The following is a 22,077-nucleotide window of genomic DNA, read 5'->3' on the forward strand; positions in this document are numbered from 1 at the left end:
GTCTAAAGTATGAGTTGTTTAATTTCATCATTTTGTAATATAAAATTAATCTTATTCAATGTCGGATAATTAAGAAAATATTAATTAAAGCGTTATAACGCTTTAATAATATATTGTTATAAAATTACACTATATTAAATATTACAAATGATAAATGAAGTTTAAATGTAATTCTTAGATTAAGTTTATTTTATAGATTTTTTCATGGCGATATGTTCAATACCTTCTTCCAAAAATACTGAACCATATGAAAGATAACCTATTGATTCATAAAATGCTTGAGCGTGACATTGTGCATTAAGTTTAACTGTATCGTAACCTTCATCAACAGTGGCATGTTCTATGGCTTGCATGAGTTGTTTGCCATACCCGTGTTTACGGTACTGCTTTAGAATAGCTACACGTTCTATCTTCGCCACATTATCTACATTTCTAAAGCGAGCTGTCGCAAAAGGGGTTCCGTGTTGGTCGTATCCAATAATATGTGTGGCGATGGTTTCAAATTCATCTATTTCATTATCAATAGGTACGCCTTGTTCTTCTACAAAAACCTCTTTTCTAATGTCTAACGCATCATTCATCATTTTCTCGTTTCTTACAATTTCAAACATATTTTTATCTCCTGACTTGTGATTATTAAAAAAACCCTACCGTTTATACGATAGGGTAGTAGCTTACTGTGCATTTTTTCTAACGATTGCAGTATATTGCCAAAAAATACGCATTTGTGCAATATTCCAATTATTCATTCCCATTGTATAACCTGATGGTTTGAAAAGATGGACATCTGTTACTTCTAAAGCAGCTGCAATTAAATATTGGATAGGTATACTGATTTGTTTCATTGTTTCTGTAATACCGTTTTGATCATAAACCCATGTAAATGGCAATTCAGATTCAAACACATCTACTTTATCAAATATTTCTGGAAGGGCAACAATATAACATGCACCGTCAACAACTGGATTTTCATCACTATCTTTATAGTAAATACGCAATGCTTCATAATTTTCACGATGTTCATGGTTTACATAGAAAAATTCATTTCTAAATAATGCCATATCTTTACTGTGAATCAATTGTTGTTCTAAAACATTGAACATCCCATTAACGTGTGCAAGTTTTTCATATGTTTTTCGCGACATCATTTGAGCTCCTTTCTACAGATTAATATTGGTTAGTAGGCACGTCTCCGGTAGGCGCTTGTTGTGAAGGTTCTGCGGATGGTGCCTGTTGTTGATTTACATCATTTTGCTGTTGTTGGTTAGCGTCTTGTTGTTGGTCAACGTCACTTTGTTGAGAATTTGATTGATCTTGACTTGAGTCATATTGTTGGCTGGTATTGTCTTGTGTTGAATCAGGCGACTCAGTAGAATTATTTTGTTCGGTAGATGTTGAATCTTGTTGATTGTCACTATCATCTGAGCTATCGTTTTGATTTTTACGCAATAAGCTCTTATCAATTTCTGTCTGTGGTACGAGTGTACCATAAAAATCTTTCACACGTTTATTTAAAAAGTCATCTTTATCTTTAATTTTTGGTAAACCTAAGTCTTTTCTTAATAAGTTGGATGTACTCATAATACTTTTAAGGCTAGGATTATAATAATAAATACCATCTAAATAATCATCTTCACCTTTAAGTTGCTTACTTTTAATATCGATATCATTTTGTAAATATTTAGTTGCTAATGCCTTTACTTCTTTGGAACTAAAATTGTGCTTCGAATTATCTCCGACGATTTGAATGACATCGTCTAATTTATCAAATGAATCTAATTTTTGAGCTTTTGCGAATAATATCTTCAATAAGTCCATTTGTCTTTGACCACGTTTTAAATCAGAGTCATGGTGTCTTGTTCTAGCTACAGCTAGCGCTTGATCACCATTTAATTTTTGGTAGCCTTTCTTGACTTTAATCTTTCCTGTATCATTCGTGTTTGGTTCATTTATATCGTAGGGTACTTTATAGTAAATACCACCAAGTTCATTGACTGCATCTACGAATGCTTCCATATTAATTCTAACGTAATAATCAACTGGAACGTTTAGTGTTGCTTCTACTGAGTCCATTGAAGCAGTAGGGCCACCGTATGCGTGCGCGTGTGTAATTTTATCGTAGAATCCGACTTTTGGAATATAACTAATTGTGTCTCGAGGAATGCTTAGCATTCTGATTTGGTTTTTATCTGCATTAAAAGTGGATAAAATCATTGCGTCTGTTCTTGAATGTTCAGTAGTTTGCCCATTTTTCTCACGCCCACTATTTTCATCGATACCTAAAAATAAAATAGAAACCGGGTCTTTTGAAGGATTCACCTTTTCGCTACGAATATTGGATTGTCGCGAAGAATCTCCATTGTTAAATGAATTTTCAAAAGCACCTTGGGATGATTTTAATAAAATAACAGCAAATATTACTGGAACAACTACAAGAATTAAAGATAGAAATATTAAAAAATATTTAAAAAATTTATTCATGTTTGAAGCTCCCCATGCATATGATTTGTACATATTACTATATTTTTCTGAAAGTTATAGTTCTTTTTAACTTTGTTAAATTATTGTAAAGAAGAAAATGTACTATAACTTATAATTTTATAACTAACATTAAAAAAATTCAACTAAGAATATAGTCGTAAATTTAAGGAATTTTGTTTAAGTTAAAAAATAGGGGTAAACAATAATTTTGCACAACTAAGATTTATTGTTAAATAATTGATGGCACGTCTGAAAAATGATTTCTTTAAAGACATACGATATAATGATAAATATATTAATATTAAAATATGAAAATTATTATTAACCTTGTGTGATTGATATAAGGAGGAACTCAGAGAATGAAACAACTATGGTTAGATAAATTAGATGAGAGTTTAGTTAAACCATTTTATAATGAACAAACTGAAACAGAAAGAGCTGCAGCATTTGAAGGTGACTTAACGTTTGGTACTGCTGGCATAAGAAGTACATTTGGATTAGGTCCTGCTAGACTTAATGCATTTACAGTGCGTAAAGTTGCTTTGGGACTTGCACAGTACTTAAATGAGCAGGTAACAGGTGCGAATGTAGTCATTCACTTTGATACTAGATTATTATCTAAGGCATTTTCACAAGAAATGGCCAGTGTCTTAGCTCAGAATGGTGTAACGCCAATATTAGCAAAAGATTATAAGTCAACGCCTGAATTATCATTTGCAGTTAGACATTTAAAGGCTGATGCAGGCGTAATGATTACAGCGAGCCATAATCCTAAAAATTATAATGGTATTAAAATATATGACGCAAAAGGTGGCCAGTTGTTACCGGAACAATCAGAAGAACTCAGCTCATACATAAATCGTATACAATCTCCTTTAGAAATTGAAAAAGGTGACTTCGAACAACAAGTCGAGCAAGAGCAAATTTTATATATTAATGAAGATTTGACCAATGCCTATAAAGAAAATGTAAAGCAACTTGTTGGTTCAATCGATATTAAAGATTCTAAAGTTGTTTTAACCAGTCTACATGGTACAAGTTTACCAGTTGTATCCGAGATATTATCAGAACTTGAATACAATAATTATGTTATAGAGACAGAACAATCGTTACCGGATGGTAATTTTCCAACTGTTGCAATTGCGAATCCTGAAGATGAAGCAGCGTTTGAGCGTGGTTTAGCATTGGCAAATGAAACTGATGCACAAATGATTATTGCAACAGATCCAGATGCTGATCGCCTTGGATTTATTGAACGATATGATAATCATAATTATCGTTATTTCAATGGTAATGAAATTGGCTTGTTATTAATGAAATTAAGATTTCAAGATTTAGCTGATGCAAACAAGTCTCAATTTATTATTAAATCAATAGTTACAAGTGAATTAGCAGAGAGATTAGCGCTTGCATTAGATGTTGAAGTAAATAATGTCTTAACTGGCTTTAAATTTATATCTCATCTTTTAGAAGAGAAGGAAAATAAAAATGAACAACAACTATTACTAGCATTTGAAGAAAGTCATGGTTACTTAGCACAAACGATTTCAAGAGATAAAGATGCAATTCAGATTGTACCTCTATTAATTAAGTATAAGAATTTGCTTGCTAATAATGGTTTGACATTCAAAGATGAGATGGAAGATATTTATAAAAATATTGGTGCATTTAAGGATAGAACACTGGCGCCATCTTTTGAAGGGACAGAAGGTGTCGAAAAAATTAATCGTATTATGAATTACTTTAGAAGTAATGAACTTTCAACTTTATGTGGTTTAGAAGTTAAAAAGGTTGAAGATTATGAATCAGGATATTTAACAGATAAAGTAAAGGGAACAACAGAATCATTAACACTTCCTAAAGCTAATTTAATCAGATTTGTTTTTGATGAAGGATTCATTGCATTAAGACCATCAGGTACAGAACCAAAAATGAAAATTTATTTCTCTTTAAATGTAGAAGATATCGATAAAATATCAACTGAATTTGTGAATCAATATATTGATTCAATAAAATAAGACGTATAGAGGCAACATGAATGACAACAAGAACAATTATACGTACAATTATTGCAGTTTTTTTGATCACTGGAATTTTCCTAATGGCTTATTACACAAGCATACAGGTATTTCACAACAAAAATGAAACACGCATCACGAATAATCAGCAACAGAATTTAGATAGAAAAAATAATGAATCACATATAACCTTAAAGCTTCCGACAGTTATGAGTAATTCTCCGCAAATTAAGGATATTGATCATTATTTGAGTGAAAATGAATATAACGGAACGGCAACAATATATGAAAATGGCCAATTGAAGTTAAACAAAGGTTACGGTTTGCAAAACTTTACAAAAAATCGGACGAATAAGCCCGACACAATGTATTTAACTGGCTCTGTACAAAAACTAACAACTGGTATAATGATTAAGCAACTTGAAGAAGAACATAAAGTTGATATAAATCAATCTATCGAAACGTATATACCATGGTTTAAAACAGATAAACCAATTACCGTAAAACAGTTAATTTTTCATAAGAGTGGTTTAGCAAAATATAAACCTAACTTAAAATACAAAAAGTTAGATGATGCTGTCACTGCGATCCACAAACAAGGCATAGATGAGGCTTATTATAATAAATATCGTTATAATGATGCGAATTATTTAGTGCTTGCACAAATTATCGAAACGATCACTGGTAAATCTTTCGAGGAGAATTTTGATCAACGTTTGTTAAAACCATTACATTTACAACATACTGCATTCTATAATAATCCAAATTTCAAGTTTAAAATGGCAACGGGTTATAAATTGAATGAAGGTAGTGAGCAACCACATGCACAACGTACGAAATATTTAAATCATTATTATGGTGCTGGTAATCTTTATATGACACCACTAGATATGTGTAAATTAGTCTATGGTTTACAAAACAATCAATTTTTCAATAGCCAAGTGACAGGGCCATTAATTCATGAAAGCTACACAAAGTCGTATCCAATTCCATATAGATATGGTTTTTATACTTTTGCTGATAAGAATAGGATAAATGGTAAGTTTTTTGGACAGACGTTCACAGTATATTTTAATAATCGTTATATCATTGTATTAGGTTCTAACTATGAGACATTTGATTTTAAAAATGAAAATTTATTAGAATATATATACAAAAATATTTTGAATCAGATTGGTACATATAATGAGGTGGGTGTTCCTTATCAAGTGGGCAATCAATAACTTTATGTAAGTATTTATGATGAACCAAAACAAAAGGTTAAGACAATGAGATGAAATTGTCTTAACCTTTTTGTATATGATTAGTATATTAGATGCAATGTTGGAGGGAATCTATAAATAAATTTTTGAAAATTTCAGGATCAATTGATAATACAACAGTACAATTTGGCTGTGGTGATTTAAAATCAGTCACAGTTGCACCTTTAGTTAATTGGCCTGATACTTCTATTTGTACATTTGCTTGAGCTGTTTCAAATTTGTCAGGATGTAATAAATAGAGAATGGTATAAGCATCATAAACGTTTGTACCTTTCTCAAAATCATCGCCACGATAATGTCTGAATAATTGATGTAACATTTTGCCAGTTTGATTTAACTGATTTAATTGATTAACAGTAGCATGACTGAGTGTAGAACTTCTAGCAACATCTAGACCAACCATAGTAATGGGTAGGTTTGAATTAAAGACAATTTGTGCAGCCTCAGGGTCACAGAATATATTAAATTCTGCTAATGGTGTGATATTTCCTCGACCAGCACTGCCGCCCATGAGCACGATTTGACGGATATGTTGTTTTACTTCTGGATATGTAGAGAGTAGTAGTGCAATATTCGTAAGTGGTCCAATAGGTACAAGTGTGATAGGGGTGTCACTTTGTAACAGTAATGTTTTCATTGCTTCTACAGCATGAACATCACTTATGGCCGATTGATCAATAGCAGGGAAGTCATAACCATTCATGCCAGACTCACCATGGACAACACTTGCATCAACGATATCTGTTAACAATGGATGTGCAGCGCCTTGATAAACCGGTACATCGCTATTGAAAAATTGTTTGAGTTTCAAAGCATTTGCAGTAGTTTTATCAATTCCTACATTTCCATTAACTGTGGTAATCATTTTTACATCTAATTCAGGATGGTTCAGCGCAATGCTAATGGCAGCAGCATCATCTATACCTGGATCAGTATCAATAATAATTGGTAATTTATTAGACATTATAAATAGCCTCCTATAATAAGAATAAAATACTTTGCTTATAATATTATTTTACAATGAAATAAAGAATAAATGTTGTGAAGCACTTTAAATCATAACAATAAAAAAAGACTTCTCCGAAGAGAAGTCTTTTACTTTGGATTATAAGTGACTTGAGTGTCCACCTTGCATAACCCAGTACGTACCAATAACAGTGATTAAAGTAATGATAATCGCAAATACTACTTTGAATCCTTGGACGTTACCGTCTTTACCTTCAGTTAAGTGCATGAACATTAATAATTGAACAGCTGCTTGAATGAAAGCAAATCCGAAAATAATTGTAATCTTAGCGTTCAATGACATTGAAGTATACAATGTTACGAATATTGCTAAGATAGTTAGAACGATAGAAGCGATAAAGCCTACAGTGTGTTTTACTATTGTATTCATCCGCTATACACCATCCCTATCATATATACGGCAGTGAAGATGAAAATCCACACAACATCTAAAAAGTGCCAGTATAAACTTACTATAAATAATTTAGGAGCATTATCTTTATTTAACCCTCGCATTGCAATTTGGATTAATAAACATGTAATCCAAACAATACCTAATGAAACGTGGGCACCATGTGTTCCTAATAGAATAAAGAAACTAGACCAATAAGAACCAATAGTTGGATTAACACCTTCATGTGCATAGTGAGCAAATTCATAGATTTCAAAACCAACGAACACTACACCAAGCAATACAGTGATAATCATCCAAATCATCATTAGTTTTTGCTTTTCTTGTCTCATGTAGTAAATTGCAATACCACAAGTATAAGAACTAATTAATAACGAGAATGTCATTATTAATACAAGTGGTAATTCAAATAACTCAGTAGTCATTTTACCAGCATAGTCGCCACCATGTTGTAATGTCAGTAAAGCTGCAAATAACGTACCAAATAATGAGAATTCTGCTGTAAGGAAAATCCAAAAGCCAAGTTTATTCAAATTACCTTCATGCGAACGAGAATCTATTGTGTTAGCATCATGACTCATGACTTACAGCCTCCCTTTCTTTTATACGTGCTTCACGTAAACGTTTTTCAGTTTCAGCAACTTCTTCTGCATGGATATGGTAACCATGGTCGACTTGGAAACTGCGGTAAATCATTGTTCCGAAGATACCAATTAAGCAAAGAATTGCTGGAATGATAGTTTCAAATATTAAGAAGAAACCACCAATCGTCATAAAGATACCCATCCATAAACCAACAGCAGTGTTGTTAGGCATATGAATATCTTTGTAATTATGGTTTTCTAAATAATGACGACCGTGTTCTTTCATATCAACAAATGTATCATAGTCATTCCAATCTGGAGTGATTGCGAAGTTGTATTTAGGTGGAATTGCTGATGCAGTAGACCACTCTAAAGTACGACCTAAACCATCCCAGTTATCACCAGTTGCTTCACGTGGTGCTTTGAAGAAACTGTATACGATACTTGCTACTAAGAACATGAAGCCTAATGCCATTAATAGGGCACCGATAGTTGAGATTACGTTTAATAACCACCAACCATCTTCTGGCATATAAGTGTATAAACGACGAGGCATACCATCTAATCCAAGTACGAATTGTGGTAAGAAACAAACGTTAAATCCGATCATGAATAACCAGAAACACCATTTGTTTAATGTCTCATTTAATTTATAACCAGTCATCTTAGGATACCAGAAGATTAAAGCACCAAGACAGGCAAATACAACACCAGTAACTAATGTGTAGTGGAAGTGTGCCACTAAGAAATAAGTATTATGGTATTGATAGTCTGCTGCAGCCATCGCTAACATTACACCAGTAACCCCACCTAATAAGAAGTTAGGGATGAAGGCTAATGAGAATAACATTGGCGATTCAAAACTAATACGACCTTGGTATAAAGTGAACAACCAGTTAAATAGTTTAACACCGGTTGGTATACCAATTAACATTGTTGTAATTGAGAAGAATGAGTTAATCAAAGCACCATTACCCATTGTGAAGAAATGGTGAACCCAAACTAAGAAACTTAAGAATGCAATACCTGCAGTTGCCCACACCATGCTTTGGTGTCCGAATAAACGTTTACGAGCAAATGTAGGAATGATTTCAGAATATATACCAAATGCCGGTAGGATAACGATATATACTTCAGGGTGCCCCCATACCCAGAAGAAGTTAGCCCATAACATTGGCATACCACCGTCAGCAACGGTGAAGAATGCTGTTCCAAAAATTCTGTCTGTAGTGAATAATGCTAAAGCAACTGTTAACACAGGGAATGCCAAGATAACAATCAATGCAGTGATGAAAGTTGTTACAGTGAACATTGGCATTTCCATAAATTTCATTGTAGGTGATTTACATCTAAGTATTGTTACGAAGAAGTTAATACCTGTCATTAATGTTCCGATACCAGAAATCTGGATTGCTATTAGGTAATAGTTAACCCCAGGTCCTGGACTAAATTCTCCGGCAAGTGGAGCATAGTTTGTCCAACCAGCAGCAGGTGATCCACCTACGATAAATGAAAGGTTGAATAAAATCATACCTGCGAAGAATAACCAGAAACTAATACTGTTCAATACAGGGAATGCAACGTCGCGTGCACCAATTTGTAATGGTACAACTACGTTCCATAAACCAAATACGAAAGGCATTGCCATAAAGATAATCATGATAACGCCGTGCGTACTAAAGATTTCGTTATAGTGGTTTGATTCTAAGAATTTATTATCTGGAATTGTTAATTGAGCACGAATAAGTAATGCGTCAATACCACCACGAACGAACATTAATACTGCACAGATTAGGTACATTGCACCAATCTTCTTATGGTCGACAGATGTGAACCATTCTTTGTAAAGATATTTCCATAACTTGAAGTAAGTAATTACTGCGATCACACCGATAACTAAGAATGGCGCACCAATTTGTGCCATTGTAATCATCCAGTTACCATGAACGATCAATTGATCCCATGGAAAATTCATTAATGTCCACCTCCATGCTCTTGATCTTTGTTCTCAATTTTAGATGCTTCTTTATCTTTAGCACCTTTTGAGATTTTTTCCATTTCGTCCATATTATGTGATTCATCTTTCTTGAATTTACCATCATATGGCTCTTTGTTGCCTAAGATCATGGCTTTCATACCATGACGTTCGTAGTTAGCGTTTGTAATCTGTGGTTTACGTGCAGGTTGATCCGGTTTATCTAATATATCCTCTGTAATTTGTTTTTCAGAGTTGAAGTTTGGATCTTTTTGTACGTAATTATAGCGATCATAAGCATAGAAGATATACTCAGGATCTGCAGCAGGGTCAACAAACGCCATGTGCGTACCACTGAAAGTTAAGTTTTTGTTTTCAGTAGTAGGTAAAAGTTGCTTGTCAAATGTATCTTGATCTAATACTTTTTGACTTTGAGCATCTTTAACCCAATCCTTGAATTTACTTTGACTTACTGAGTGAACGTCAAATGTTTGACGAGCGAAACCTTCACCATTGAAGTTTGAGTTACGACCTCTGAACGTACCTTCTTTATCAGCAGTTAACGTCCAGTCCATCGTCATACCAGTCATCGCGTATTTCTGACCACCTAATTGTGGAATCCAGAAACTAGTCATCATATCCATAGATTGGAGTTTAAAGATAACCGGACGATCTTTCGGAATAGTTAAGTGATTAACTGTTTCGATTTTTTCTTCAGGGTAACTAAAGAACCATTTATAACCAGCACTCGTAGCGTAAACAACAAGTGGGTCATCTTCTTTAGCCGGTGGTTTTTCGTATTCGTAAAGTGATTTAACCGTTGGAATGGCTAAAGCAATTACGATAATCACAGGAACAATAAACCAAATTGTTTCAAGTAAAGAGTTGTGGTGCATTTTACCAGATTCTGATGTATTTCCTATTCTGTATTTGAATAAGAACACAGCGAACATGATAAGCACCGCGGCAATAATAACAAGCATGAAGATGATTGAATAGATAATCAAGAACTTCGAGTCACTTGCCATCGGCCCTTTTGGGTTTAAAACTTCTACATTGGAACAGCCACTAAGTAAAATTAGTGAGCCAAAGAGTAGAAGCAAAGACTTAAATTTTGACACTTTTTTGACCTCCTAATACTACAATTGTAGGGCTTACCATCAATTTTAAGATATTACGCAATATTTACAAGTCTTTCTGAGGAAAAAATTATTGTAAAATTAAAACAAGCCCAACAGACTCAAGGTCTGACGGGCTTTTAAAGATTTGTTAAAATTATGTGTACATTTTGTGAAAAGTGCCATATTTTAATATAATGGATAATTTTAGTTGTTTATATAGGTATATTGGAAGCAATTTAACGTAATTTAGTTGATTATTTTACTTCTATATAATGTGTTGATTTTCCAATTGCACCATCTGAATCTTCAACTTTATAAACGACTTTATATTTTCCTGGCTTTGAAGTATCAATATCACCATCTACAGTTATTTTATGTGTCAGGTCGCCATCTTCTTTGTCAAACGCACGGACACCTTTTAATGGTTGATATGCTTCTCCCTTATGTATAATTGTATCTTTTGTACCTTTTAATTCTGGAATAGAGTTATCAGTAGCTTCTGCGCTTAGGTTAGGTGTAACAAGCGTTGCGGAAACACCTAATGCTGATAAAGACTGTAATAATTTGTTCATAACGCTAACCTCCGAATGAAAGCCATTGATTTATTTAACTTAACTATACTGTAATCTACGTTTAAAATCATCATACTATAGTCTTAATATACCGTACGACTTTAAATTTAAATGAAAATTTCAGTTAAAATTTAGTAAATTGAACTTTTTGTGAATTTTATCACGTAAACCTTTCAAATGTAAATTAATTGTATTAAACTAATTTGTGAAATAAAGAATAAATGGCTAGGGGAGTGTCAAGTATGTTAACAGAGAACGAAAAAGCAATTATTAAAGAAACGGTGCCAGTATTACAAGAAAAGGGTACAGAAATCACGTCATTTTTCTACAAAAGAATGTTTAATCAACATCCAGAATTAAAAAATATGTTTAACCAAACGAATCAAAAGAGAGGGCTTCAATCCACAGCATTAGCTCAAAGTGTATTAGCTGCTGCATTAAATATTGAAGATTTAACGCGTATTTTACCAGTAGTAAAAGAGATTGCATATAAGCATTGTGCGCTACAAGTACCGCCAGCAGGTTATGATATAGTTGGTGAAAATTTAATTGCTGCAATTGAACATGTGCTAAGTTTGGAAAATGATAATCCAATCGTTCAAACTTGGACAAAAGCTTATGGTGAAATTGCAAATGTGTTTATCTCAGTTGAAAAAGAAATATATGAACAAATGGCATGGAGTGGTTTCAAACCATTCGAACTCATTGATATAGAGCAAGTTACTGACAATATTAAGTTATTTACGATTAAATCAACTGAAATAGATTTAAGTCAATTTGAGCCAGGACAATATATTACGGTTGATGTTGAAAGTGAGAAATTACCATATCGTGCAAAACGTCATTATTCTATTGTAGAAGGTAATGTTGATCAATTAAGTTTTGCTGTTAAAAGAGATGTTACAGAGAATAATGAAGGAGAAGTTTCAACAATTTTACACGATGAGTTCAAAGTTGGTGATATGATTAATTTATCTGCACCAGTTGGTGACTTTACATTAAATCATGTGTCTAAACCACAATTGTTTATCGGTTCAGGAATCGGTGTAACGCCATTAGTTCCAATGTTTAGACACGTTGTATCTAGTCAAGGAACAGCACAATTCATTCAAAACACGAATGATATTGACCAAATTCCATTCCAAGAAAAGCTATCTAAAATTGCAAATAATGAAGATAATGCTAATTATATCATTCACGACAAAAATCAAAATGGTTATATCGATGCTGAATATTTAAAACAGTATTTAACAGATGATACAGAAATTTATGTTTGTGGTGGAACAGAGTTCTTGAAATCCATCATCAGTATATTAAAAGAAATTGGAGTAGCATCAGAGCGTGTACATTTTGAATCATTTATTCCAAAATTAAGTGTTGGTGTATAATTTATATAACGTTAAAACCAAGTTACCCCTTTAAAAATGATATATAGAAGTGACTGGGAGTTAAACCTCAGAATAATGCCACCCCTAAGATTAAATTAATCTCTTGGGGTGGCATTTTTATAGTGAAAACATCATTATTTGTTTAGTACGAATAGGTTATGATGTTCGAAAAGCCAAACACCTGTGTAGCAAATAATAAAAGGAAAAGGCAATTTCTATCACATTCGATAGAAATTGCCTTTTTAACTGGATAAATATCTTAACATCTAGACTATTATCTTACTCAATACCTCTACGTAATTTTTCTGCAATTAATGTATTATTTAATACCATTGTGATTGTCATTGGACCAACGCCACCTGGGACTGGAGTGATTGCACCGGCAATTTCTTTCACTTCATCATATTCGACGTCGCCTTTTAATTTACCATTTTCATCAGGTGTATTTCCGACGTCAATAACAACAGCACCTTCTTTAACATCATCCTTTGTAACGAGACCAGGTCTACCAACGGCACTTACAATAATATCTGCATCTTTTAAATGTTTATGCATGTCTTTTGTTCTTGAATGAAGAATCGTAACAGTCGCATTTTTTTGTAGCAATAATTTTGATACTGGTTGTCCAACAATATGGCTACGTCCAATAATTACTGCTTCTTTACCTTCAATATCGATATCTGCATGATTTAATATTTCCATAATACCTAAAGGTGTACAAGGTACAAAAGTTTGCTCATCGATATAAAGTTTACCAATATTTTCAGGATGGAATCCATCAACGTCTTTTGCTGGGTTGATTGCTTCTAAAACCTTTTGTTCACTCACTTGTTTAGGGAGTGGTACTTGTACTAATATACCACTTACTGTTTCATCTTCGTTTAAGCGTTTAAGTTCTCCAAGAACTTCCGCTTCAGTAGCAGTTACATCTAAATGGACGATTTCTGAAATCATACCAATTTTTTCTGCAGCTTTCTTTTTAGAATTAACATAACTTTGACTCGCGCCATCATTACCAACAAGAATTACTGATAACTTTGGAGTGAAACCTTTTGCTTGTAATGCTTCGACTTGATCTTTTAGACCTTGTCTATAATCTTTTGCAATTTGTTTTCCATCTAATATTTTTGCGACCATGTAAATATGTCCTCCTCGAATGTTTAAACTTCACTTTACTTCCTTAACTTAACTTTAACATAAAACACAGCATAAATTTCAACCAAAAGACGTAGATTGAGTTATTTTTTTAAAATAAAGTTCGATTTTTGATTGAAAAAGCATAGTTTAGTTGTTATGCTATATCTGTAATATACAACTATTAGCAGTATTATTTCAAATATCTGAAAGGGTGTTCAACTTGAAAGTGGTAGTCATTATGGGTAGTTCTTCTGATTGGGAAACAATGAAAGAGAGTTGCCAAATGTTAGACCAATTTGGAATACCGTACGATAAAAAAGTAGTTTCCGCACATCGTACGCCTCAATTAATGTTTGAATTTTCAAATGAAGCGAGAGCGAATGGTTATGATGTCATTATTGCAGGTGCTGGAGGCGCAGCGCATTTACCAGGAATGGTGGCCTCTATGACAACATTGCCAGTCATTGGTGTGCCTATCGAATCGAAGAGTTTAAAAGGACTGGATTCTTTACTCTCAATCGTGCAAATGCCAGGTGGTATCCCAGTCGCTACAACAGCAATTGGTAAAGCTGGTGCGAAAAATGCCGGAATACTTGCAGCCAGAATGTTAAGTATCGGTAATGAAACAATCCAAAAGAATTTGGAAAATTATGAAAAATCGTTAGTCGAGAAAGTGAGTGAAATGCAGCATGATCTTCAATAAGTTAAAATTCGGCTCAACAATTGGCATCATAGGCGGAGGTCAATTAGGTAAGATGATGGCACAATCCGCACAAAAAATGGGTTATAAAGTTATTGTCTTAGACCCAGATGCTGATTGTCCATGTCAACATGTTGCACATCAATTTATCAATGCAAACTATGATGATTTAGCAGCTTTGGAGTCATTAGGAGAAGCATCAGATGTCATCACTTATGAATTTGAAAATATTTCAGCTAACCAACTACAAACACTAGTCTCAAAATATAACGTTCCTCAAGGTTATGAAGCAATCCAATTGTTACAGGATAGATTAACCGAAAAAGAAACATTACAAAAAGCAAATACTCAAATTGCGCCGTTTGTACAATTAACGGAAAAAAATGACATAACTCAGGCTGTAGCAGAAATTGGTTATCCGTTTATCGTTAAGACACGATTTGGTGGCTATGACGGTAAAGGTCAAATTTTAGTCAGAGATGAAATGGATTTAGAAGAAGCACAAGAACTCATTTCGAATCAAGAATGTGTTGCAGAGAAGTATTTAGATTTGTATAAAGAAGTTTCTTTAACAGTAACAATCGGAAATGACAATCAAATTACTTATTTCCCATTACAAGAAAATGAACATCAAAATCAAATATTATTTAAAACAATTGTTCCTGCACGTGTAGACAAAGAACAGGAAGCCCGTAATGAAGTTAACAAGATAATCGAAAAGATTCATTTTGTTGGTACATTCACAGTAGAGTTCTTTATCGATACAGACAATAAACTCTATGTTAATGAAATTGCGCCAAGGCCACATAACTCAGGTCATTATTCAATAGAAGCTTGTGATTATTCGCAATTTGATAGTCATATATTGGCAATTACTGGTCAAAAATTACCTGAGTCTATCGAACTTTTAAAGCCAGCTATTATGATGAATTTATTAGGCAGAGATTTAGATATTTTAGAGGATCAATTTTCAGAACACCCAGAATGGCATGTCCACATATATGGTAAGAACGTACGTAAACCAGATAGAAAGATGGGTCATTTAACCGTACTAACAGATGATATTGAACAACAAGAAGTAGACTTGCTACACAAATTTGAAGGGAGACATCACTAATGTCCTTGTTATATGAAGGAAAAGCGAAACGTATCTATTCAACTGATACAGAAAATGTATTAAGAGTTGAGTATAAAGATGAAGTTACTGCAGGTAACGGTGCCAAAAAAGATCATATCGAAGGTAAAGGTCGTCTGAACAACCAAATCACTTCAAGAATATTTGACTATATTAAAAAAGAAGGAATTGGTAGTCATTTTATTGAACAAATTTCTGAAACAGAACAACTTGTTGAAGCTGTAGAAATAATTCCGTTAGAAGTGGTGGTAAGAAATATTGCAGCTGGATCAATTACAAAGCGTTTAGGCTTTGATAAAGGTCATGTATTTGAGACACCTTTAGTTGAATTCTTCTATAAGAATGATGATTTAAATGATCCGCTTATTACTGAAGATCACATTGGTTTATTAAATCTTGCAAGTGAATCTGAAGTAGAAGTTTTAAAGCAATCTGCTAAAGCCATCAATGCTAAATTAGTACAATTAATGGATGAAATGGGATTGAGATTAGTAGACTTTAAAATCGAATTTGGTAGAACGCAAGACGGACGTGTGATCCTTGCAGATGAAATTTCACCTGATACATGTCGTATTTGGGATAAAAATAGTGATACTAACTTTGACAAAGACGTATATCGTGAAGACACTGGTTCAATTATTGAAACTTATCAAACATTTTTAAATAAACTGGAGGCATTATAATAATGAAAACTATCGAATTACACATCACATTACAACCACAGGTATTAGATACACAAGGGCAAGCTTTAAATCGTGCGGTTCATGATTTAGGTTATAAACAAGTTAATGATATTCGTGTAGGTAAAGTCTTATATATGACAGTAGATGAGGCTACAGATGAAGCGGTTCATAATGTTATTACTACTTTAAGTGAAAAATTATTTGCCAATACAGTTATTGAAGAATATAGCTATAAAGTGTTGGAAGAAGGAGAGAAAGCATAATGAAATTTGCAGTGCTTAAATTTCCAGGCTCTAACTGCGACAGAGATATGTATAATGCAGCTTTAAAAACAGGTGTAGAGGCTGATTACGTTGATTATAGAAATACATCATTAGCTGGATATGACGGCGTACTAATTCCAGGTGGTTTCTCATTCGGTGATTATTTACGTTCAGGTGCAATGGCGAGTGTTGCTCCAATTATTAATGAAGTAAAACGCTTTGCAGATGAAGGTAAGCCAGTGCTAGGAGTTTGTAATGGGTTTCAAATTTTGACAGAAATAGGACTGTTACCAGGCGCTTTATTGCACAATGATTCACATTTGTTTGTAAGCAGAAATGAATCGTTAAAAATTGTTAATAACCAAACACCATTCACTAATTTATACGAAGAAAATGAAGATGTTATTTATCCAGTAGCCCATGGTGAAGGTCACTACTATTGTACTGATGCAATGTATAAAGATTTAGAAGCTAATAATCAAATCATTTTAAAATATAATGAAAATCCTAATGGTTCATATAATGACATTGCAGGAATCGTCAATGAACAAGGTAATGTTTGTGGAATGATGCCTCATCCAGAGCGTGCAATTGAATCAATCTTAGGTACAGATAGTGGCGTAAAATTATTTGAAGCAATGGTAAATAGTTGGAGGGAACAAAATGTCTAAATTTATTGAACCTAGTGCAGAGGAAATTAAGTTAGAAAAACTATATCAAGATATGGGTTTAAGTGATAAAGAATATGATAAAGTGTGTGAAATTCTAGGTCGTGAACCAAATTTTACTGAAATAGGTATTTTTTCTGTAATGTGGAGTGAACATTGTTCGTATAAACATTCGAAACCTTTCTTAACACAATTCCCAACTTCAGGTAGTCATGTATTAATGGGACCAGGTGAAGGTGCAGGCGTAGTTGATATTGGCGATGAACAAGCAGTTGTTTTTAAAGTTGAATCACATAACCATCCTTCAGCAGTCGAACCTTATCAAGGTGCTGCTACTGGTGTTGGTGGCATTATCAGAGACATTGTATCGATAGGTGCAAGACCAATTAATTTACTTAATAGTTTGCGTTTTGGTGAATTATCAGAAAAGCAAAATCGCCGTTTATTACGTGGTGTTGTTGCAGGTATAGGTGGTTATGGTAACTGTATCGGTATTCCAACTACAGCTGGTGAAATTGAATTTGATGATCGTTATGATGGTAATCCTTTAGTAAATGCGATGTGTGTCGGAATTATCGATCACGATATGGTACAAAAAGGTACAGCTAAAGGTGTAGGCAACTCAGTCATCTATGTAGGTTTAAAAACAGGTAGAGATGGTATCCATGGTGCGACATTTGCTTCTGAAGAATTGAGTGAAGATAGTGAGAGTAAACGTCCTTCAGTACAAATCGGTGATCCATTTGTAGGTAAAAAATTAATGGAAGCAACACTAGAAGCAATTACATTTGATGAACTTGTAGGTATTCAAGATATGGGTGCTGCTGGTTTAACTTCTTCATCATCGGAAATGGCGGCCAAAGGTGGAAGCGGCTTACATTTACAACTTGAAAAGGTGCCAACACGTGAACAAGGTATCTCGCCATATGAAATGATGCTTTCTGAAACACAAGAACGTATGTTATTAGTTGTTGAAAAGGGAACGGAAGATAAATTTTTAGAATTATTTGATAAACATGAATTAGATAGTGCAGTTATTGGTGAAGTAACAGATACAGATCGCTTTGTATTGTCTTATGAAGGAGAAGTATATGCTGATATCCCAGTTCAACCACTATCTGATGAAGCGCCAGTATATGTATTAGAAGGTGAAGCACCTGAGTATAATAATGAAAAGAATGACTATAGTAATGTAGACGTTAATCATGTATTTGAGCAGCTGTTACAACATCCAACAATTGCTTCTAAGCGCTATTTATATGAACAATACGATCAACAAGTCGGTGCTAATACAATTGTAAAACCAGGCTTACAAGCTTCTGTTGTGCGTGTTGAGAATACGAAGAAAGCTATTGCATCTACAATTGACGGTGAAGCAAGATATGTATTCAATAACCCATATGAAGGTGGGAAAATGGTCGTTGCAGAAGCGTATCGTAATTTAATTTCGGTGGGTGCAACACCATTAGCTATGACAGACTGTTTAAACTATGGTTCACCTGAAAAGAAAGAAATTTATCAACAATTAGCTGATTCAACTAAAGGTATGGCTGAAGCATGTGAAGTATTAAGTACTCCAGTTGTATCTGGGAACGTGTCATTATATAACGAAACACGAGGCACTTCAATATTCCCAACACCTGTCGTAGGTATGGTTGGATTAATTGAAGACATTGATTTCTTAAATGATTTCACACCAAAAGCGAACGACAAGGTATATTTAGTTGGTGATACAAAGGATGATTTTGGTGGAAGTCAAATAGAGAAATTATTATATAAAGAAGTAAATCATGAATTTGAAGCAATTGATTTATCAGATGAAGTTAAAAAAGGTGAAGCAATTAAATCGGCTATTCGTTCGGGTGTCGCATCTCATGTACAAACAGTTGGTAAAGGTGGATTATTACTAACTTTAGCAAGATTCAGCGCACACTATCGTTTAGGTTTAGATGTGAATGTAAACCTATCAAATGGACAATTATTCAGTGAAACACAAGGTCGATATATTGTAATTGCTAAAGAAGGTCAAACACTTGATATTGATAATGCTGTAGAGATTGGTTCAATAACTGATAATGGCCAATTCAATGTTGCTAATAATGACATAAAGGTATCACGAGAAGTTTCAAATCTCAATGAAATATGGGAAGGAGCTATTCCTAAATGTATGACATCAGTGGATTAAATGAAGAGTGTGGCGTATTCGGTATTTGGAATCACCAAGAAGCGGCACAACTAACATATATGGGATTGCATAGTTTACAACATCGTGGTCAAGAAGGGGCTGGCATCGTTTGTTCCAATGGGGAGAACCTCATTGGTGAACGTGGCCTAGGTCTATTAACAGAAGCAATTTCTGATACTCAATTAGAATCATTTAAATCATATCAACATGCAATTGGGCATGTTCGCTATGCTACATCAGGAAATAAAGGAATTGAGAATATTCAACCATTTTTATATCACTTTTATGATATGAGTGTTGGTGTTTGTCATAATGGTAATTTAATAAATGCACAAAGCTTAAGAAGATCTCTAGAGCATCAAGGTTCAATTTTCCATTCTTCATCAGATACAGAAGTAATTATGCATTTAATTCGTCGTAGTAAAGCACCAACATTTGAAGATGCTTTACAAGAAAGTTTAAGAAAAATTAAAGGCGGATTTACTTTTGCATTATTAACTAAGGATGCTTTATATGGCGCTGTTGACCCAAATGCAATTAGACCGCTTGTAGTTGGTAAAATGAAAACAGGTGCATATATAATAGCAAGTGAAACTTGCGCAATTGATGTACTTGGTGCGGAATTTGTTCGAGATATTCATGCAGGAGAATATGTTGTCATTAACGACGATGGTATCAGAGTTGAATCATATACACGACATACAACGACTGCAATTTCAGCAATGGAATACATTTATTTTGCTAGACCAGATTCTACAATTGCAGGAAAAAATGTACATGCAGTAAGAAAGCAATCTGGTAAACAGTTAGCAACAGAGAGCCCAGCACCCAAAGCTGATATGGTCATTGGTGTGCCAAACTCATCTCTATCAGCAGCATCAGGCTATGCTGAAGAAAGTGGTTTACCTTATGAAATGGGCTTAGTTAAGAATCAATATGTTGCAAGAACATTTATTCAACCTACTCAAGAATTACGCGAACAAGGTGTTAGAGTTAAATTATCAGCAGTTAAAGATATTGTTCATGATAAGAATATTGTCTTGGTAGATGATTCAATTGTACGTGGTACAACGAGTAGACGTATCGTTCAAATGTTGAAAGATGCAGGTGCAAACGAAGTTCATGTACGTATCGCATCACCAGAATTTATGTTTCCTAGCTTTTATGGTATTGATGTATCAACAACGGCAGAGTTAATTTCAGCCAATAAATCACCAGAAGAAATTAGAGATTATATTGGTGCAGATTCTTTATCTTATTTAAGTGTTGATGGTCTAATCGATTCTATTGGACTTGATCAAGATGTACCATATAGTGGGTTATGTGTAGAAAGCTTTACAGGTGACTACCCTGCTGGATTATATGACTATGAAGAAGAATATGTAAAGCATTTAAGTGAACGCCAAAAAACATACTTGAAAAATAATAAACAATATTTTGATAAAGAGGGGAATATTCATGTCTAAAGCATACCAACAAGCAGGTGTTGATATAAACGCAGGTTATGAAGCAGTAGAACGTATGTCTAGTCACGTCAAACGAACAATGCGTAAAGAAGTACTTGGAGGACTTGGTGGCTTTGGAGCTACATTTGACCTTTCACAATTAAATATGAAAGCACCTTTACTCGTATCAGGTACAGATGGTGTTGGTACGAAATTAAAATTAGCTATCGATCATAACAAGCATGACACGATTGGTGTGGATGCCGTTGCAATGTGTGTCAATGATATTTTAACAACAGGTGCCGAACCACTTTATTTTCTAGATTATATTGCAACAAACAAAGTGGTACCGGAAGTTATTGAACAAATTGTTAAAGGCGTTAGTGACGGATGTGAGGAAACAAACACTGCACTTATTGGTGGTGAAACTGCCGAAATGGGTGAAATGTATCACGAAGGTGAGTATGATTTAGCTGGATTTGCTGTAGGTGCTGTTGAAAAGGACGAATATATTGATGGCAGTAATGTTAAACCTGGTCAAGTGATTATTGGTCTAGAGTCTAGTGGTATCCATTCAAATGGCTATAGCTTAGTTAGGAACCTTATTAAAAAATCAAACGTTGATTTACAAGAAAAATTTGACGCTCAACGTACTTATTTAGAAACATTTTTAGAGCCGACACGTCTCTATGTAAAACCAGTTCTTGCTGTAAAGGAAGCTATTCAAATTAATGCGATGACACATATCACTGGTGGTGGTTTCTATGAAAATATTCCTAGAGCATTGCCTGAAGGTGTTACTGCAAAAGTAGATACAACTTCATTCCCAACATTACCGATATTTAATTGGTTGCAACAACAAGGCGAAATCGAAACAGCTGAAATGTATAATGTTTTTAATATGGGTATCGGATTCACAATTATCGTTGAAGCACAAGATGCCGATAAAGCATTAGCAATATTAAAAGAGCATGATGTTAAAGCATATAAAATTGGTGAAATTGTTGAAGGCACAGAGCCGATTCAATTAACGGGGGTATAAA

General features: G+C 33.9%; 21 protein-coding genes. 11 read left to right on the plus strand and 10 right to left on the minus strand.

The genetic code is table 11. The features are described 5' to 3' along the window. Positions 1-185: 185 nt before the first annotated feature. The 3 genes from SH09_RS11865 to SH09_RS11875 form a co-directional block, all read right to left on the minus strand. The gene (locus SH09_RS11865) at positions 186-611 is read right to left on the minus strand and encodes a GNAT family N-acetyltransferase (RefSeq protein ID WP_042739858.1); all 426 of its coding nucleotides are present in this window, start codon (positions 609-611) and stop codon (positions 186-188) included. Positions 612-674: 63 nt separating this feature from the next. Further along, positions 675-1,145 carry a DUF2538 family protein gene (locus tag SH09_RS11870; RefSeq protein ID WP_042739859.1) on the minus strand — a complete coding sequence of 157 codons (471 nt, stop codon included), beginning with the start codon at positions 1,143-1,145 and terminating at the stop codon, positions 675-677. Positions 1,146-1,167: 22 nt separating this feature from the next. Then, positions 1,168-2,481 carry an LCP family protein gene (locus SH09_RS11875; protein WP_042739860.1) on the minus strand — a complete coding sequence of 438 codons (1,314 nt, stop codon included), beginning with the start codon at positions 2,479-2,481 and terminating at the stop codon, positions 1,168-1,170. A gap of 359 nt (positions 2,482-2,840) precedes the next feature. Between SH09_RS11875 and SH09_RS11880 the strand changes: the two genes are divergently transcribed. Continuing rightward, positions 2,841-4,499, plus strand: coding sequence for a phospho-sugar mutase (locus tag SH09_RS11880; protein ID WP_042739861.1), 1,659 nt, complete (start codon positions 2,841-2,843; stop codon positions 4,497-4,499). A gap of 20 nt (positions 4,500-4,519) precedes the next feature. After that, positions 4,520-5,722 (plus strand): serine hydrolase domain-containing protein, encoded by a 1,203-nt coding sequence (locus tag SH09_RS11885; RefSeq protein WP_042739862.1) that lies wholly within the window; start codon positions 4,520-4,522, stop codon positions 5,720-5,722. Between the two features lie 88 nt (positions 5,723-5,810). On the opposite strand, the gene rihC is transcribed toward SH09_RS11885, so the two are convergent. The 6 genes from rihC to SH09_RS11915 all read right to left on the minus strand — a co-directional run bounded on the left by rihC (position 5,811) and on the right by SH09_RS11915 (position 11,430). Next, entirely contained in the window at positions 5,811-6,725 is a 915-nt protein-coding gene (rihC, locus tag SH09_RS11890) for a ribonucleoside hydrolase RihC (protein WP_042739863.1), read from the minus strand. A gap of 141 nt (positions 6,726-6,866) precedes the next feature. Next, complete coding sequence (qoxD, locus tag SH09_RS11895) at positions 6,867-7,157, minus strand: cytochrome aa3 quinol oxidase subunit IV (protein ID WP_042739864.1); 291 nt, start codon at positions 7,155-7,157, stop codon at positions 6,867-6,869. Further along, a complete protein-coding gene (gene qoxC / locus SH09_RS11900; protein WP_042739865.1) occupies positions 7,154-7,759 on the minus strand; it encodes a cytochrome aa3 quinol oxidase subunit III in 606 nt (201 codons plus the stop codon). Before qoxC ends, qoxD begins: the two co-directional genes overlap by 4 nt. Further along, positions 7,749-9,737 carry a cytochrome aa3 quinol oxidase subunit I gene (qoxB, locus tag SH09_RS11905; RefSeq protein WP_042739866.1) on the minus strand — a complete coding sequence of 663 codons (1,989 nt, stop codon included), beginning with the start codon at positions 9,735-9,737 and terminating at the stop codon, positions 7,749-7,751. The genes qoxC and qoxB overlap by 11 nt, the downstream gene beginning before the upstream one ends. Further along, positions 9,737-10,858 (minus strand): cytochrome aa3 quinol oxidase subunit II, encoded by a 1,122-nt coding sequence (gene qoxA / locus SH09_RS11910; RefSeq protein ID WP_042739867.1) that lies wholly within the window; start codon positions 10,856-10,858, stop codon positions 9,737-9,739. The genes qoxB and qoxA overlap by 1 nt, the downstream gene beginning before the upstream one ends. Positions 10,859-11,112: 254 nt before the next feature. After that, positions 11,113-11,430, minus strand: coding sequence for a DUF5011 domain-containing protein (locus SH09_RS11915; RefSeq protein WP_042739868.1), 318 nt, complete (start codon positions 11,428-11,430; stop codon positions 11,113-11,115). 242 nt (positions 11,431-11,672) lie between these two features. On the opposite strand from SH09_RS11915, the gene SH09_RS11920 reads away from it, so the two are divergent. Further along, positions 11,673-12,818 (plus strand): globin domain-containing protein, encoded by a 1,146-nt coding sequence (locus SH09_RS11920; protein ID WP_042739869.1) that lies wholly within the window; start codon positions 11,673-11,675, stop codon positions 12,816-12,818. 279 nt (positions 12,819-13,097) lie between these two features. On the opposite strand, the gene folD is transcribed toward SH09_RS11920, so the two are convergent. Further along, positions 13,098-13,955: a bifunctional methylenetetrahydrofolate dehydrogenase/methenyltetrahydrofolate cyclohydrolase FolD gene (gene folD / locus SH09_RS11925; protein ID WP_042739870.1), complete on the minus strand. Its 858-nt coding sequence runs from the start codon at positions 13,953-13,955 to the stop codon at positions 13,098-13,100. Positions 13,956-14,175: 220 nt separating this feature from the next. On the opposite strand from folD, the gene purE reads away from it, so the two are divergent. From purE to purM, 8 genes are read left to right on the plus strand one after another with little or no spacing between them, the layout of a single operon-like run. Then, a complete protein-coding gene (gene purE, locus SH09_RS11930; RefSeq protein WP_107512257.1) occupies positions 14,176-14,658 on the plus strand; it encodes a 5-(carboxyamino)imidazole ribonucleotide mutase in 483 nt (160 codons plus the stop codon). Then, positions 14,645-15,772, plus strand: a complete 1,128-nt coding sequence (purK, locus tag SH09_RS11935) for a 5-(carboxyamino)imidazole ribonucleotide synthase (protein ID WP_042739872.1) — start codon at positions 14,645-14,647, stop codon at positions 15,770-15,772. Before purE ends, purK begins: the two co-directional genes overlap by 14 nt. Continuing rightward, positions 15,772-16,473 carry a phosphoribosylaminoimidazolesuccinocarboxamide synthase gene (purC, locus tag SH09_RS11940; protein ID WP_042739873.1) on the plus strand — a complete coding sequence of 234 codons (702 nt, stop codon included), beginning with the start codon at positions 15,772-15,774 and terminating at the stop codon, positions 16,471-16,473. The genes purK and purC overlap by 1 nt, the downstream gene beginning before the upstream one ends. 2 nt (positions 16,474-16,475) lie before the next feature. Continuing rightward, positions 16,476-16,736, plus strand: a complete 261-nt coding sequence (gene purS / locus SH09_RS11945; protein ID WP_042739874.1) for a phosphoribosylformylglycinamidine synthase subunit PurS — start codon at positions 16,476-16,478, stop codon at positions 16,734-16,736. Beyond that, positions 16,736-17,407 (plus strand): phosphoribosylformylglycinamidine synthase subunit PurQ, encoded by a 672-nt coding sequence (purQ, locus tag SH09_RS11950; RefSeq protein WP_042739875.1) that lies wholly within the window; start codon positions 16,736-16,738, stop codon positions 17,405-17,407. Before purS ends, purQ begins: the two co-directional genes overlap by 1 nt. Then, complete coding sequence (gene purL, locus SH09_RS11955; RefSeq protein WP_042739876.1) at positions 17,400-19,589, plus strand: phosphoribosylformylglycinamidine synthase subunit PurL; 2,190 nt, start codon at positions 17,400-17,402, stop codon at positions 19,587-19,589. Before purQ ends, purL begins: the two co-directional genes overlap by 8 nt. Next, entirely contained in the window at positions 19,568-21,055 is a 1,488-nt protein-coding gene (gene purF / locus SH09_RS11960; protein ID WP_042739877.1) for an amidophosphoribosyltransferase, read from the plus strand. Before purL ends, purF begins: the two co-directional genes overlap by 22 nt. After that, a complete protein-coding gene (purM, locus tag SH09_RS11965; protein ID WP_042739878.1) occupies positions 21,048-22,076 on the plus strand; it encodes a phosphoribosylformylglycinamidine cyclo-ligase in 1,029 nt (342 codons plus the stop codon). The genes purF and purM overlap by 8 nt, the downstream gene beginning before the upstream one ends. Position 22,077 lies beyond the last annotated feature (1 nt).

The organism is Staphylococcus gallinarum, from assembly GCF_000875895.1.
Lineage (GTDB): Bacteria > Bacillota > Bacilli > Staphylococcales > Staphylococcaceae > Staphylococcus > Staphylococcus gallinarum.

What these genes read in the sequence shown, in the direction of transcription:
- SH09_RS11885 (WP_042739862.1), top strand. Translation starts at nt 4,520, where the DNA reads ATGACAACAAGAACAATTATACGTACAATTATTGCAGTTTTTTTGATC.
- folD (WP_042739870.1), bottom strand. Translation starts at nt 13,955, where the DNA reads ATGGTCGCAAAAATATTAGATGGAAAACAAATTGCAAAAGATTATAGA.
- purM (WP_042739878.1), top strand. Translation starts at nt 21,048, where the DNA reads ATGTCTAAAGCATACCAACAAGCAGGTGTTGATATAAACGCAGGTTAT.
- rihC (WP_042739863.1), bottom strand. Translation starts at nt 6,725, where the DNA reads ATGTCTAATAAATTACCAATTATTATTGATACTGATCCAGGTATAGAT.
- SH09_RS11920 (WP_042739869.1), top strand. Translation starts at nt 11,673, where the DNA reads ATGTTAACAGAGAACGAAAAAGCAATTATTAAAGAAACGGTGCCAGTA.
- qoxC (WP_042739865.1), bottom strand. Translation starts at nt 7,759, where the DNA reads ATGAGTCATGATGCTAACACAATAGATTCTCGTTCGCATGAAGGTAAT.
- SH09_RS11915 (WP_042739868.1), bottom strand. Translation starts at nt 11,430, where the DNA reads ATGAACAAATTATTACAGTCTTTATCAGCATTAGGTGTTTCCGCAACG.
- qoxB (WP_042739866.1), bottom strand. Translation starts at nt 9,737, where the DNA reads ATGAATTTTCCATGGGATCAATTGATCGTTCATGGTAACTGGATGATT.
- purQ (WP_042739875.1), top strand. Translation starts at nt 16,736, where the DNA reads ATGAAATTTGCAGTGCTTAAATTTCCAGGCTCTAACTGCGACAGAGAT.
- purC (WP_042739873.1), top strand. Translation starts at nt 15,772, where the DNA reads ATGTCCTTGTTATATGAAGGAAAAGCGAAACGTATCTATTCAACTGAT.
- purF (WP_042739877.1), top strand. Translation starts at nt 19,568, where the DNA reads ATGTATGACATCAGTGGATTAAATGAAGAGTGTGGCGTATTCGGTATT.
- SH09_RS11865 (WP_042739858.1), bottom strand. Translation starts at nt 611, where the DNA reads ATGTTTGAAATTGTAAGAAACGAGAAAATGATGAATGATGCGTTAGAC.
- SH09_RS11880 (WP_042739861.1), top strand. Translation starts at nt 2,841, where the DNA reads ATGAAACAACTATGGTTAGATAAATTAGATGAGAGTTTAGTTAAACCA.
- purK (WP_042739872.1), top strand. Translation starts at nt 14,645, where the DNA reads ATGATCTTCAATAAGTTAAAATTCGGCTCAACAATTGGCATCATAGGC.
- purS (WP_042739874.1), top strand. Translation starts at nt 16,476, where the DNA reads ATGAAAACTATCGAATTACACATCACATTACAACCACAGGTATTAGAT.
- qoxD (WP_042739864.1), bottom strand. Translation starts at nt 7,157, where the DNA reads ATGAATACAATAGTAAAACACACTGTAGGCTTTATCGCTTCTATCGTT.
- SH09_RS11875 (WP_042739860.1), bottom strand. Translation starts at nt 2,481, where the DNA reads ATGAATAAATTTTTTAAATATTTTTTAATATTTCTATCTTTAATTCTT.
- SH09_RS11870 (WP_042739859.1), bottom strand. Translation starts at nt 1,145, where the DNA reads ATGTCGCGAAAAACATATGAAAAACTTGCACACGTTAATGGGATGTTC.
- purL (WP_042739876.1), top strand. Translation starts at nt 17,400, where the DNA reads ATGTCTAAATTTATTGAACCTAGTGCAGAGGAAATTAAGTTAGAAAAA.